Source organism: Blautia sp. MCC269, from assembly GCF_018785655.1.
Taxonomy (GTDB): Bacteria; Bacillota; Clostridia; order Lachnospirales; family Lachnospiraceae; genus Blautia_A.
Genome location: NZ_WQQE01000003.1, coordinates 44824 through 59913, shown reverse-complemented (window position 1 = coordinate 59913; position 15090 = coordinate 44824). Strand labels below are relative to the sequence as shown.

General features: G+C 44.6%; 10 protein-coding genes. 3 read left to right on the top strand and 7 right to left on the bottom strand.

Features of this window, described 5'->3' with window-relative positions:
• Nucleotides 1–13 precede the first annotated feature (13 nt).
• Nucleotides 14–2431, bottom strand: a complete 2418-nt coding sequence (leuS, locus tag GPK88_RS00775) for a leucine--tRNA ligase (protein ID WP_148446991.1) — start codon at nt 2429–2431, stop codon at nt 14–16.
• A gap of 252 nt (nt 2432–2683) precedes the next feature.
• Here leuS and GPK88_RS00770 point away from each other — a divergent pair, with 252 nt between their 5' ends.
• Nucleotides 2684–3913, top strand: a complete 1230-nt coding sequence (locus GPK88_RS00770) for a dicarboxylate/amino acid:cation symporter (protein WP_148446992.1) — start codon at nt 2684–2686, stop codon at nt 3911–3913.
• A gap of 166 nt (nt 3914–4079) precedes the next feature.
• Here the strand turns inward: GPK88_RS00770 and GPK88_RS00765 are convergent, their stop codons facing one another.
• The 6 genes from GPK88_RS00765 to GPK88_RS00740 form a co-directional block, all read right to left on the bottom strand.
• A complete protein-coding gene (locus GPK88_RS00765; RefSeq protein ID WP_215707460.1) occupies nt 4080–6071 on the bottom strand; it encodes a glycoside hydrolase family 31 protein in 1992 nt (663 codons plus the stop codon).
• A 14-nt stretch (nt 6072–6085) separates the two neighbouring features.
• Complete coding sequence (locus GPK88_RS00760) at nt 6086–7762, bottom strand: glycoside hydrolase family 13 protein (RefSeq protein ID WP_215707459.1); 1677 nt, start codon at nt 7760–7762, stop codon at nt 6086–6088.
• A 219-nt stretch (nt 7763–7981) separates the two neighbouring features.
• The gene (locus tag GPK88_RS00755) at nt 7982–8989 is read right to left on the bottom strand and encodes a LacI family DNA-binding transcriptional regulator (protein ID WP_215707458.1); all 1008 of its coding nucleotides are present in this window, start codon (nt 8987–8989) and stop codon (nt 7982–7984) included.
• Nucleotides 8986–9156 (bottom strand): chorismate--pyruvate lyase, encoded by a 171-nt coding sequence (locus GPK88_RS00750; protein ID WP_215707457.1) that lies wholly within the window; start codon nt 9154–9156, stop codon nt 8986–8988. Before GPK88_RS00750 ends, GPK88_RS00755 begins: the two co-directional genes overlap by 4 nt.
• A 116-nt stretch (nt 9157–9272) precedes the next feature.
• A complete protein-coding gene (locus GPK88_RS00745) occupies nt 9273–11363 on the bottom strand; it encodes an elongation factor G (protein WP_215707456.1) in 2091 nt (696 codons plus the stop codon).
• A gap of 150 nt (nt 11364–11513) precedes the next feature.
• On the bottom strand, nt 11514–12236 hold the full coding sequence (locus GPK88_RS00740; RefSeq protein ID WP_148446997.1) for a phosphatase: 723 nt from the start codon (nt 12234–12236) through the stop codon (nt 11514–11516).
• Between the two features lie 230 nt (nt 12237–12466).
• Between GPK88_RS00740 and GPK88_RS00735 the strand changes: the two genes are divergently transcribed.
• Entirely contained in the window at nt 12467–13558 is a 1092-nt protein-coding gene (locus GPK88_RS00735) for a prephenate dehydrogenase (protein ID WP_215707455.1), read from the top strand.
• Between the two features lie 21 nt (nt 13559–13579).
• Nucleotides 13580–14854: a 3-phosphoshikimate 1-carboxyvinyltransferase gene (gene aroA, locus GPK88_RS00730; protein WP_215707454.1), complete on the top strand. Its 1275-nt coding sequence runs from the start codon at nt 13580–13582 to the stop codon at nt 14852–14854.
• The last annotated feature ends 236 nt before the right edge of the window (nt 14855–15090 follow it).

Here is a 15090-nt window from a genome sequence, read left to right as displayed (position 1 = left end):
TTGATTTATCTTATTACTTTACTACGATATTGATGATCTTCTTCGGTACGTAAATCTCTTTGATGATATTTCCGGAAATCTTATCTGCAACTGCCTTCTTTCCTTCGGCAATCGCATCTTCTTTGGAGATTTCTGCCGGAATACTGATAACAGCCTTGGTCTTGCCGTTGATCTGAACCGGAACCTCGATCTCATCATCCTTCATAAGCTCCTCATCGTGAGCCGGCCACTGTGCATGGAAAATGGAATCCTCATGACCAAGCTTCTCCCAGATCTCCTCTGCAATATGAGGAACAAACGGTGCAAGAAGAATGGTAACTGTCTCGATGGTTTCTTTGTCAACAGCGCCGTCGTTCTGCTTTGCGATAGCGATCAGCTTGTTTGTGTATTCCATAAATCCGGACACTACGGTATTCAGGCTGAAGGCCTCAAGTCTGCTGGTGATATCGTATACCATCTTATGACGGGTCTTCTCCATCTCTTTGGTAGCCGGGATATCTTTCTCAATGCTGTCAAGAGCCAGATTCCAGAAACGTTTCAGGAATCTGGATACACCATCGATTCCTCTGTCATCCCATTCTGCATCCAGTTCCGGCGGTCCTACGAACAGCTCATACATACGTAAGGAATCACATCCGTAATCATTTACAAGATCATCCGGTGAAATAACATTTCCTTTGGATTTACTCATCTTGATTCCGTTTTTACCTGTAATCATACCCTGGTTGAACAGCTTGACAAACGGCTCATCGAAATCAATAGCTCCGATATCATACAGGAACTTGGTGTAGAATCTGGAGTACAGAAGATGAAGAACCGCATGCTCTACACCACCGATGTACATATCTACCGGCAGATACTTGTCTGCTTTCTCTTTGGATACCAGTTCGTTGTTGTTCTTGTTATCTACATAACGGAGGAAATACCAGGAAGATCCTGCCCACTGAGGCATGGTATTTGTCTCACGTTTTGCAGGTGCACCACAGCATGGGCATGTGGTATTTACCCACTCGTCGATGGCAGCAAGCGGTGACTCTCCGGTTCCTGTCGGCTGGTAGCTTTCTACCTCCGGAAGTCTTAACGGAAGCTGATCCTCCGGTACCGGTACAGCACCGCATTTCGGGCAGTGTACGATCGGGATCGGCTCACCCCAGTAACGCTGGCGGGAGAATACCCAGTCTCTCAGTTTGTAGTTGACAGTCTTACGTCCGATACCCAGCTTCTCGATGATATGCGGTGCTTCCTTCTTCAGTACGGAAGATTCCATTCCATTCCACTCACCGGAGTTGATCATGGTTCCGGAAGCCTCTGTGTAAGCTTCTGTCATATTCTGAATTTCTTTACCATCTTTTGCGATAACCTGGATGATCGGAATATCGAATTTCTTTGCAAACTCAAAGTCACGGTCATCATGAGCAGGTACACACATGATAGCACCTGTACCATAATCAGCAAGTACATAGTCAGAAAGCCAGATTGGAAGCTTCTCGCCGTTCAGCGGATTGATCGCATAAGTACCTGTGAACACACCGGTCTTCTCTTTATCCTGAAGACGGTCTACATTGGATTTCATGGAAGCATCAAAGATATATTTCTCTACAGCCTCTCTTGTCTCGTCTGTTGCAAGAGATTTCGCAAGAGCATGCTCCGGTGCAAGCACCATGAATGTTGCTCCGTGAAGAGTATCCGGTCTTGTTGTATAGACGGTGATCTTCTCATCTCTTCCTTCAACCGGGAAATCTACCTCTGCACCGTAGGATTTACCGATCCAGTCTGTCTGCATCTTCTTAACTTTTTCCGGCCAGTCCAGTTTGTCCAGGTCATTTAAAAGTCTGTCTGCATATTTTGTGATGCGGAGCATCCACTGACGGAGGTTCTTTTTGGTAACCGGAGTACCACAACGCTCGCAGCATCCGTTTACAACCTCTTCATTTGCAAGACCTGTCTTACAGGAAGGGCACCAGTTGATCGGGAATTCCTTCTCATAAGCAAGACCCTCTTTGAACATTTTTACAAAGATCCACTGTGTCCATTTATAGAAATCCGGATCTGTTGTGTTAACCTCCATATCCCAGTCATAGATCGCTGCGATATCGTTGATCTGACGTTTGATATTTTTGATGTTTGCTGCAGTAGATACTGCCGGATGAACACCCATCTTGATGGCATAGTTCTCAGCCGGAAGACCAAAAGCATCCCATCCCATCGGGTGAATCAGGTAATAACCCTGAAGCATTTTATAGCGGCTCCATACATCAGAGATCACATAGCCTCTCCAGTGTCCTACATGAAGACCGTTTCCGGACGGATACGGGAACATATCCAGACAGTAGTATTTCGGTTTCTTGCCGTCGTTGACATTTACCGGCTTTTTCTCCCAGTTTGTGCGCCATTTCGCTTCGATGGCTCTATGGTTATAAGGTGCAGCCATTTTTTTATTCCTCCTGACAAATTACTCAGTATTAATACTTTAATGCTTTCACACACTGCTATTAATTTTAACTACTTATGATGTATTTGTCAAACAGAAATCCAAAAACAGCCCTTTTCCATCGAAATCTGTATGAACCTGCAATCCTGACCTGGTTTTATTGACGCATCTTTTTTCACATGGTATAATTTCCTGCATGTATTTTCTTATATTATACATATCATACATATTTATCTAGGAGGGAACGCATAAATGAAATCTTTTTATTCCTGGTACCGGAAGCATATTACCGGTGCGATCTTTACAGGACTGATCCTGGGTATCCTCACAGGACTTTTCCTGGCCGGACGGTTTGAACCTGTCCTCACTGTAACCAGTCTGATCGGAAGTATCTACATGAACGCCCTGAACATGATGATCTTTCCCATGGTCTTCTGCTCCATTGTCATTGGAATCTGTTCCATCGGAAACGCACGTACTACCGGCAAGATCACCGCAGCATCCATGATCTATTTTCTCTGCACAACGGCACTTGCCAGCCTGTGCGGACTGATCATCCCGAGACTGATCCATCTCGGAGAGGGAGTGAAATTTGAGATGGCAGCGGCAGACATCCAAGCTACAGAAATGAGCAGTATCCTGGATACCCTGAAAAACCTGATCCCGTCCAACCCGATCGCCGCATTTGCTAATGGAAATATGCTCCAAGTTCTGGTGTTTGCCCTGATCATCGGTTTCACACTGATCGCAGTCGGTAAAAAAGGAACTCCATTCCTGAATCTGATCGATTCCGTCAATGAGGTATGTCTGAAGATCATCACAACGATCATGTACTTCACTCCGATCGGTGTTTTCTGTACTATCGTACCAGTTGTGGAAGCCAACGGAACCGAGACTATTATTTCCCTTGCAACACAGCTTGTCATCCTGTATGCGGCATTCTTCGGTTTCGCTATTGTGGTGTATGGCCTGTCTGTAAAGATCATCGGAAAACAGAGCCCGTTTAAATTCCTGAAAGCGATCCTGCCTGCTGCCCTGAACGCCTTCGGAACCTGTTCAAGTTCCGCTACTATTCCACTCAGCAAACAGTGTATGGAAGAAGAAATGGGCGTATCCAACCAGATCACCAGCATCGCCATTCCTCTTGGTGCTACCGTTAACATGGATGCTGTATCTATCCTGATGTCCTTTATGATCATGTTCTTTGCAAACGCCTGTGGGATCCATGTAAGTATTTCTCTTATGATCATTATCCTTCTTGCAAACGTACTGCTTTCCGTTGGTACTCCCGGTGTTCCCGGCGGTGCTATCGCATCCTTCGCAGCGCTGGCAACTATGGCCGGACTTCCTGCAGGAGTTCTTGGTGTTTATATCAGCATCAATACCCTCTGTGATATGGGTGCCACCTGTGTCAATGTTATCGGTGATATGGCATGCTGCTCTGTACTGAAAAACGTTATCAAGGTTGAGGAAGAAGCATAAAAAAAGATCTTTCTGAAGTGTTATTTAAACAGAATACAAAATTACTTTACATAAAATATTTTATGTAAAGCACCAGTAACAAAAGCCGTAAGATATATGTTTAAGAAACTTTCACATATACTTACGGCTTTTCTGTTTATCAGCTGTTCACATCCTGCTGTCTGCTTTATTTTTTCAGAACACAGTAATTTTCTTCACTGTCGTAATCCTTATGGATTCCATCGTCCTCATATAAGGTATACTCTGCACCTTCATATCCGAGAAGCTGCATATTATCTGTATCCAAAGCTGCCACACATTCTGCTACTTCTGCAACCGGAATACATTTTCCCTTCCGGATAAACAGTGGGATCTCATTCAGTGCCACTTCCACATAATGCACACCCTTTTCCAGGATCTCCTCTGCAATGGTTCCGTCCGGAAGGAATTTCACAAACTTCATCTCCTCCGGAAGATATACGTAACGGCCTCTTGCGTTCTGCTCATAAACCGGAGCAATCATGATCTCATTTCCAAGGAGCAGCTGGTCCTCCACATGTACGGCAATCTTATCCTCCGGATAAACAAAGCCCAACGGCCGGAAATACATATCATCGTTCAGAGCTGCCTTCATATATTCACTGTAAAGATATGGGATAAGACGATATCTCACACCGATCACATGACGGAAATCTTCCACATTTTCAAACTGGTAGCATTCCTGCTCTCTGGTACCGATCGCTGTATGATCACGCATCAGCGGTGTGAATACTCCAAGTGCCAGGAAACGAAGCAGCAGTTCTCTTGTTGTATCAGCGCCAAATCCACCCAGATCTGCTCCCGCATACAGGAAACCACACATATTCAGAGATGGCATCATCTTCAGGTTCAAAAGGATATGCGCCCACCAGGATTTATTATCACCGGTCCAGATTCCACCATAACGATGCATACCAATATAGGATGACCTGGAAAACATCAGAAAACGTTTTTCCGGATCGATCCGTTCAAAAGCCTCCCCTGCTGCTCTGGTCATATTGTAGCCAAACAGGTTGTGCACTTTGTCATGGCGGATCTTTTTACCATCTACATTATGATAAAATCTCCGGTAATCTTCCGGATTGTTGGCAGCATCACGAAGGGCACTCTGCATCTTCCAGATATGGATCTTTCCTTCCGTATCTTTTGCAAATTCTCCTGCAAGCTCTTTGACCTCTTTCATTCCCTCTGTGGAATAGAAGATCGCCGGCTCATTCATATCGTTCCAGAAACCGTCGATTCCCTTCTCGATCAGGAAACGGTATTTGTCACCGAACCATTTTCTGGCATCTTTGTTCAATACATCCGGAAAATGAGTATCCCCCGGCCATACAGCAGCTACAAAATCACTGCCGTCCTCTCTCTGGCAGAAGTAACGGTTTTTGACACCTTCCTCATAAACATCGTATCCCGGCTCTACCTTGACACCGGCATCGATGATCGGGATCAGACGGATATCCTGATCCTTCAGTTCCTTTACAAACTCCGGGAAATCCTGAAAATTCTCTTCACTTAATGTAAAGTCCTTATAAGACTGCATATAATCGATATCCATATAGATCATATCAATAGGAATATGATTTTCACGATATCCGGCTGCAACCTTCCGGAAATCCTCTTTTGTAGTATAGCCCCATCTGCTCTGGCCAAATCCAAAGGCAAATTTCGGTGGGATATAGCTTCTTCCGATCACATGACGGAACTGCTTTACAATATCATAGGGACTCTCCCCTTCGATCACATAAAGCTTCAGGTCTGCATTTTCGCAGGTTACCTTCATGGTATCCATTCTGGTATAGCCAATGTCAAAGGTGATCGCTGCCGGATAATCAAAAAACATTCCAAAGGTTTCTTTTCCGGATACAATGATAAGATTATGTGCACCGTACAGGGAATGTTTATCCTCTGTATGCTCCGGATCATCGGTACAGTTACTGGTGTAAATGAATCCTCTCTTATTGATACCGCGGTTGGATTCTCCCAATCCGTAGACGATATCCTCTTCATCCATGATATAAGTAAAAGAAAATCCATCTTCTGCACAGATTTCTCCATATCCTGGCTTTCCTTCTGCTGTTTCAAGGGTTTCTGTCAGTGCCTCAGTTTCAAAGGGCTCTCCATATACATATTTTTTTATCATTTTTCATTCTCCTGTTACAGATTTCTGTAAAGAACAAATGCCTCATAAGGTTTCAGGATCACTTTCTTCCCAAAATCCTTTCTTCCAAGATTGGTGATCAGGCATTCTGCATTTTTCTGAAATTCTTCCGGGATTTCCATTTCTGCCACATGCTCACTGAAATTGCAGACTGTAAGAAGCTTCTCTCCCTCAAGGGTTCTGGTATATGCAAAAATCTGATCATGATCTCTGTAAAGTGCCTCAAATGCACCGTAAACGATCACCGGTTTTTCTTTTCTTAAACGGATCAGCTTCTGATAATAATGGAAAATGGAATCCGGATCCGAAAGCTGCTGCTTCGCATTGATCTCCTTATAATTGGAGTTTACCCTGATCCATGGCGTTCCCTCCGTAAAGCCAGCCTGATGGGAATCCTCCCACTGCATCGGTGTTCTGGCATTGTCACGTCCTCTCAGCATCAGGCACTTCATCATATATTCCGGTGTATAAATACCTGCTTCTGTGTATTCATGGAAATACTGAATGCTCTCGATATCACGGTAATCCTTAAGGTCTGTAAAATAAGCATTGGTCATTCCAAGCTCTTCTCCCTGATAAACATAAGGAGTTCCCTGCATCATATGAAGACAGGTTGCCAGCATCTTGGCTGAAGTTTCCCTGTATGCCGGATTATCATTTCCAAATCTGGAAACACTTCTTGGCTGGTCATGATTTCCAAGAAACAGACTGTTCCATGCTTTTCCCGCAAGCTCTTCCTGCCATTTGATCATAACCTTTTTAAATTCCTGGAAATTGTATTTCTCGGTAGTCCATTTACCATGGTCTGATCCCTGATCCTCTACATGCTCAAACTGAAACACCATGTTCAGCTCATTCCTGTCCTCACCTGCATATTTCTGTGCCTCTTCGATAGTCACACCGGAGGTTTCTCCAACTGTCATCACATCGTATCGGGATAAAACCTCTCTGTTCATTTCCTGAAGAAACTCATGGATCCTCGGGCCATGGACGCAGTAAGGACCAAAATCACCGTATAATCCTCCATTCATTTCTCCATCCGGATATGACTGATCCTTGGAGATCATGCTGATCACGTCCATTCGGAAACCGTCGATTCCTTTTTCACACCAGAAATTCATCATATCGTAAACTTCCTGACGAACCTTTTCATTTTCCCAGTTCAGATCCGGCTGTTTTCTTGAAAACAGGTGAAGATAATACATCTCTGTCTGAGGATCATACTCCCATGCAGGTCCTCCGAACGCACTTCCCCAGTTATTCGGTTCTTTTCCATTCACCGGCTCTCTCCAGATATAGTAATCCCTGTAAGGATTATCTTTGGATTTCCTACTTTCAATAAACCAGTTGTGTTCATCGGAAGTATGGTTTACGACCAGATCCATGAGGATCTTAATGCCACGTTTATGTGCTTCCTCAAGAAGCTTTTCATAATCCTCCATGGTTCCATATTCTTTATAGATCCTGCGGTAATCGGAAATATCATAGCCATTGTCATCCTGCGGGGATTCCAGCATGGGTGAGATCCAGAGAACATTTACTCCCAGCTCCTTCAGATAGTCCAGTTTTTCTATAATTCCGGGAATATCACCAATTCCGTCTCCGTTGCTGTCCTTAAAACTTCTCGGATAAATCTGATATACCACGCTTTCTTTCCACCAGTTTTTTTTCATGGTAAACGGCCTCCTTTTTTCTGTTTGATCCTGAAATCAGCATATCCTATCCGCCCTTTAAAATCAACAGGTTTCTCGTGAAACTTAAATTTCTGCCAAAATTTTCTGTTTTTTTTATGCAGTTTTAACAATAAGTCACTACTGTCCGGTGAAAGAATTTCCACCGTATCCCGATGATGTCCCAGGAAAAGTCGTCACAAAATAAAAAAAGAGATCCTGCTACTCTTTTACAGAATCTCTCTTTACAAGCCAGACAGGGCTTTTTACATTTTTTTTGGCAGGTTCCTTTCCCTCTGCCATAAGAAGCAGCTTCCGTAAGGCAAGAACTGCTTTCTGATGAACATCCTGATGAATGGTGGTCAGCTTTGGCCTGACGATCTGCGCATAAAAATTATCATCAAAGCCGGTAATGGAAATCTGATCCGGAATCCTGATTCCTCTGTCTGTAAAATAATTGATAGCTTCCACAGCTGTGTAATCAGAAGAAAATGCCAGTGCCTTTGTCTCCAGAAAATGTGGCAGCAGCTCTTCATATTTTTTCAGTCTGCGCCGGGGTTCCTGGGGAACCACCACATAACGGGAACGACTGCAGAAGCCGCCATTTCTTTCCATAGCCTGTTTGAATCCAAGCCACCTTGCATAATCACTGTCCTGCTCTGTTTCCGCAACAAAAAGCGCCCGGTGGTATCCACAGGAATACAGATATTCCCCGATCTGATATCCTCCGGAATAATCATCTACTCCTACATTTTGAAAGCTATATTCGCCTTTCGGATAGGCATCGATCAATACCATCTTTTTATTCATCTTTCTGGAAAGCTGGTGATACTGTTCTTCGTTATATCCTATAATGATGAGGCCTTCTACATTCCAGCGGGATGCCATATCTACCACATTATCGATCTTTTCCCCACCAATGAGCATGATGTAGTAGCCTCTGTTTTCCGCTTCCACCTGCAGCGTTCCGGTGATCTCTCCCACAAATGAATCCTGCAGAGACTGCATACCATGGATAAAAGAAAAACCAAGGACCACTCCAATAATCCTTGATCCATGACCGGAGAGCATCACCGAACCCATATGGGGAACGTAATTCTGCTCTTTCAGGATCGCTGTGATACGGTCAATAGTACTCTGTGAAACCCGTTTTGTGTTTCCATTGATCACATTGGATACCGTTGTACGGCTGACCCCGGCCATATCTGCAATGTCCTGTAAGCGTATCATTTCATGGAATACTGCATCAGCTCATAGTGAAGCTCACAGCCCTCATAGATTTCTGCCGGAAGCAATGCCCTGGCAACCACTTTCATTTCTTCCTCCGGCTGGTCTGTGCGCTGAAGGTGGGCGTAATCTCCGTCGATCTGTTTTACGATATAATCACATACTAACATTAGTTTGTCCTCTCTCTTTATTTTTTCCTGCAGCTGCAGTCACAAACAGGCTACAGCAAATGCTGCAGCCTGTCAACTCTTTATCCTACCCCCATAAGATAATTGTCTGTATCTTTTTATTCGTCAGCACCGTCAACCTTGCTTGCGCGTGCTGCGATCTCTTTCTCCTGGATATCACTCGGAGCCTGCTCATAGCGTGCAAACTCATAGGAGAAATCTCCGCTTCCACCGGTCATGGAACGAAGGACTGTGGAATAACCATAAATCTCAAGCAGCGGAACATCTGCCTCAATGATGGTATTGCCCTCGTGATCCGGATTCATTCCAAGAACACGGCCACGTCTCTTGTTCAGATCACCCATAACATCACCGGTATATTTATCCGGAACAGTAACCTTCATGGAAATGATCGGCTCAAGAAGTACAGGAGAAGCCTCCATGAAGCCCTTCTTGAAGGCAAGGATCGTCGCCATCTTAAATGCCATCTCAGAAGAATCTACCGGATGATAAGATCCATCATAAAGGGTTGCTTTCACACCAACTACCGGATATGCAGCCAGAGGTCCTTTCAGGACGCATTCCTGAAGACCTTTTTCAACTGCAGGGAAGTAGTTCTTCGGAACTGCACCACCTACAACTACCTGCTCAAATACATAAGGTGTTTCCAGATCACCGGATGGCTCAAAACGCATCTTAACGTGGCCATACTGTCCGTGTCCGCCGGACTGTTTCTTATGTTTGCCTTCTACATCTGACTTCTTGCGAAGTGTCTCACGGAACGGAACCTTCGGTTTCGAAAGTTCCACATCTACTTTATAGCGTTCTTTCAGCTTGCTGACAACGATATCCAGATGCTGATCGCCCATACCATAGATCAGGCTCTGACGGTTGGCACTGTCATTGACAACTTTAAGAGTTCTGTCCTCTGTCATCATCTTGGCGAGAGACTGTGCGATCTTATCCTCATCGCCCTTCTTCACTGCCTTAAATCTCTTATATGTATATGGTGTGGAAAGTACAGCCTTCGGATAAAGGATCGGGTTTGCCTTGGTCGCAAGGCTGTCACCGGTCTGTACGCTGCCAAGTTTGGCAATGGCACCGATATCACCTGCAAAAAGCTCCGGAACTTCGATCGGTTTGGAACCTTCCAGAACATAGAGTTTATTTACACGCTCCTCTGTTCCCTTCTCTACATTGAGAAGTGTATCATCGGATTTCAGCACACCGGAGCATACCTTGATCAGAGAATATTTACCAAGGAACGGATCTGCGATGGTCTTAAATACATAAGCGGATTTTGCCTTGGCAAAGTCATAATTCGCCTCAAAGATCTCGTTGGTCTTCTGTGCGATACCGTTGCAGGAACGTCCGCTCGGACTCGGGAAGTAACCGCAGATATCATCCAGAAGATTGGATACACCACGAAGATTTACCGGTGAACCCATGCATACCGGAACAATGCTTCCATCCTGTACGTTAGTTGCAATAGCCGCAGAAACCTCTGCTACGGAGAAGGTATCTCCCTCAAAATAACGGTCCATAAACTCTTCGCTTGTTTCTGCAACAGACTCCATCAGAGTTTCATGATATTTCTCAAGATATTCGGTCAGATAGTCCGGAACCGGGCATTCTTCTTTACCGGCCTTGTCAATGTATCTTCTTCCGGCCTGTTTCACAACATTGACATAACCTACAAACTTACCGTCTTCACGGATCGGGAAATGAAGAGGAGCGATCCTCTTGCCATACAGCTCTGTCAGCTCTTCCACGACCTCACGATAGCTGACATCATCCACGTCCATATCGGTAACAAAGATCATTCGCGGAAGTTTATATTTCTCGCAGAGATTCCATGCCTTCTGTGTTCCAACCTGAACACCGGCCTTACCGGAAACAACGATGATCGCTGCATCTGCTGCACTGACGGCTTCCTCAACTTCTCCCACAAAATCGAAATATCCGGGAGTATCCAGTACATTTACCTTCATCTTATCCCATGGTACCGGAATCAAAGAAGTTGTGATGGAAAAATGTCTCTTTATTTCTTCCTTGTCATAATCGCTGACAGTATTGCCATCCTCAACACGTCCGAGTCTGTTTGTCATACCTGCCAGATAAGCCATTGCCTCAGCCAGTGTTGTTTTACCTGCGCCACCATGACCTAATAGGACTACATTTCTGATTCGGTCTGTTCTGAAAACGTCCATATGTAATACCTCCCTGTTTGTCTTACTTAATATGTTCACATTTTACTAAATTTCCATGCAAATTTCAAGTATTTTATTCAATTTTGACAACTTTTTTTCAGAAAGTTTTCAGTTATACCGTCAATTGATACAGAACAGTCTGTCCTCCTGTCAGAATTTCCGATTTACATACTTTTTCACAGCATCCACGGAATGGTTCAGTACCAGTTCTTCCGGAAAATCCAGTTTTGTGAGAAGCTCTCTGGCAAGATCAAATTCCCCGATCAGAAGGTCAAAATGAGCATCGCTGTCCATGATTACAGGTACCTGATATTTTTTGCAGTAGTTCAGCATAATGGTATCGTTCTCTACTGCATTCTCGCGGGTACAATCCGGGTCCATGGAGTGGTTGTTAAGCTCCAGAACTTTACCGTATTCTTTCGCTCCCTGTACAAGTGCTTCATAGTCGATATCGTATCTTCCGTCATCCGGATGTCCGATGATATTGACGTATGGATTTTTCATAACATTAAGATAAGCCTCTGTATTCTCCTGCCTGCTGCCCGGTTTGATACATGGCACATGAAGGCTAGCAATAACCACGTCCAGCTTTTCCAGGGTATTCTGCGCCAGATCCACGGTTCCTGCCGCATCCAGGATATTTACCTCCGAGCCCAGAAGCAGCTGGATCCCGTACATCTCACGAGGCACTACTTTTATATTCTGAAAGTAGAATTTGTGGCAGGTTCCCGGCATCTTCGGTGCATGTTCTGTAATTCCAAGAAGCTCAAGCCCTTTATCGGAAGCCGCCTTCGCCATCTCGCGAAGGGTACAGTATGCATGCCCGCTGGCTACAGTATGTGTGTGCAGATCCATTACTGACTGATATTTCATAATAAATTCTCCTCTGTATCTTACGTTGTTTTTTCTTATTATACGTCCGAAATCCCTGATTTCTCAAGCCCTTTTCTATTACTGTTTATTGTTTGCTGCTGCTCATTGGCAATATTTCTGTTTCCTCTAACATTTGTTGACATTTTTCGTACTTTCTTTTACAATATAGTCGTGATTTACACTATTAAAGAATAAAAGTAAAAAGTAACCGGAAAGGACTCTGAAGTACTATGAAAACCATAGGTTTTATCGGCCTTGGGCTGATCGGCGGCTCCATTGCCAGAACCATACGAAAATTTCACCCGGATTATCGCCTGCTTGCCTTTGACAAAGACAGAGACGCTCTGGCAGAGGCAGTCAGTTTAAATGTGATCGACGGGATCTGCGATATTGAAGACGAACGATTATACAACTGTGATTATCTTTTCCTCTGTGCCCCTGTAGAATTTAATGTGGAGTACATGGAAAAGATCAAGGATTCTCTTGGAGAAAACTGTATCCTCACAGATGTGGGCAGTGTAAAAAGCATCATCCACGAAAAAGTAACCGAACTTGGCCTGGAAGGAAAATTTATCGGCGGCCACCCAATGGCAGGGTCCGAGCGCAGCGGTTTTTCCAATTCCAGTGATCATCTTCTGGAAAATGCTTACTATATAATTACCCCCGGAGGAGAAGTTGCTCTGGAGAGGATTTCCGATTTCACAGAACTGGTCTCCTCGCTTGGTGCGATCCCTCTTGTTCTCACTGCGGAAGAACATGATTTTATCACAGCAGGAGTCAGCCACCTTCCTCATATCGTAGCCTCCGCTCTTGTGAATCTTGTAAACCTTCTGGACAACGATGCCCAGTATATGAAAATGATCGCAGCCGGTGGTTTCCGAGACATCACACGTATCGCCTCTTCCTCACCGATCATGTGGGAGCAGATCTGCCTGGAAAACCAGAAAAACATTTCCACAGTTCTGGATGAATTTATCCGTATGCTGATCCAGATCCGCTGTTCCATTGACAACAAAGAGGCTGACAATATTTTTGACATGTTCGCAAGTTCCAAGGATTACCGCGACTCCATTGACATTGTGGATAACAGCCTGATCCCACGCTCCTATGTCCTTTATATCGATGTGGCAGATGAGGCCGGTGCCATCGCAACCATCGCAACCATCCTTGCAACAGAAAAAGTCAGCATCAAAAATATCGGCATCATTCACAACCGTGAATTTGAAGACGGCGTTCTGAAGATCGAATTTTATACAGATGCAGCCCTGGAGCAGGCAAAAGTGCTTCTTACCAAACGCAATTACAAAATCTGCGAACGCTGATATATAAACGAGGTATTTATTATGGAAATCAAAAAAGCAAAAAAATTATCCGGTTCTCTTGCCATCCCCGGAGATAAATCCATTTCCCACAGAGCCATTATGTTCGGCTCTCTTGCAGAAGGCACTACCAGGATCACAAACTTTCTGGAAGGTGCAGACTGTCTCTCCACCATTTCCTGCTTCCAGAAAATGGGCATTGACATTGAAAATACAAGCGGAGAGATCCTGGTCCACGGAAAAGGTCTCCATGGCCTTTGCGCTCCAACGGAGACTCTTGATGTAGGCAACAGCGGTACTACCACCCGTCTCATTTCCGGAATCCTGGCAGGCCAGGATTTTGTATCAGAGCTTACCGGCGATGCTTCCATCCAGAAGCGTCCCATGAAACGGATCATGACTCCACTTTCCCAGATGGGCGCAGATATCATCAGCATCAACGGAAACGGATGTGCCCCACTTAAGATCTCCGGGAAAAAACTCCATGCCATCCATTACAATTCTCCGGTAGCATCCGCCCAGGTAAAATCCTGCGTACTTCTTGCAGGAATGTACTCGGACGGCATCACCCGTGTAACAGAGCCGGTTCTCTCCAGAAACCACACAGAGATCATGCTGCATTACTTTGGTGCTGATGTAACATCAGAGGGAACAACTGCATCCATCAAACCGGACTCATCTCTTTACGGACGTGAGATCCTGGTTCCTGGAGATATCTCTTCTGCTGCCTACTTTATCGCAGCCGGCCTCCTTGTTCCCAACAGCGAGATCCTTCTGAAAAATGTGGGAATCAACCCGACCCGTGACGGCATTCTCCGTGTATGCAAAGCCATGGGCGCAGATATCACCCTTCTCAATGAAACCACAGAAGGCGAACCTACTGCTGATCTTCTGATCCGCTCCTCCACTCTTCACGGAACAACCGTAGAAGGTGCCATCATTCCTACCCTAATCGATGAACTTCCGATGATCGCGGTTATGGCAGCCTTTGCAGAAGGAACCACTGTTATCCGTGATGCCCAGGAGCTTCGTGTCAAAGAATCCGACCGTATCCAGGTTATGACAGAAAACCTCCAGAAAATGGGGGCAGATATCCAAGCAACGGAAGACGGCATGATCATCCACGGTGGAAAGTCTCTCCACGGTGCAGAGATCGATTCTCATCTGGATCACCGTATAGCCATGTCTTTCGCAGTGGCAGGACTTCTCTCGGAGGGAACTCTTTCCATCAAAAACGGAGAATGTGTCAATATCTCCTATCCGGAATTCTATTCCGATCTTTACAGTCTGGCAGAATAATTATCAGATATCCCGACAGAGAGCATTTTTATGCATAATTCATTGCATCTGTTCTATCAGATAGCAGTGCATGAAAATGCTCTCTGTTTTTTGTATTTTTTTATATTTCGTATATTTTTTATTTATTAGTGGTATCATAATTCCAAAATAAAATCATTTTTTTGATAAACTTTATCTATTTTCCCACTTTCCAAATTCCTACTATTATGGTATTATTTATCCGGAAAATAAAATAT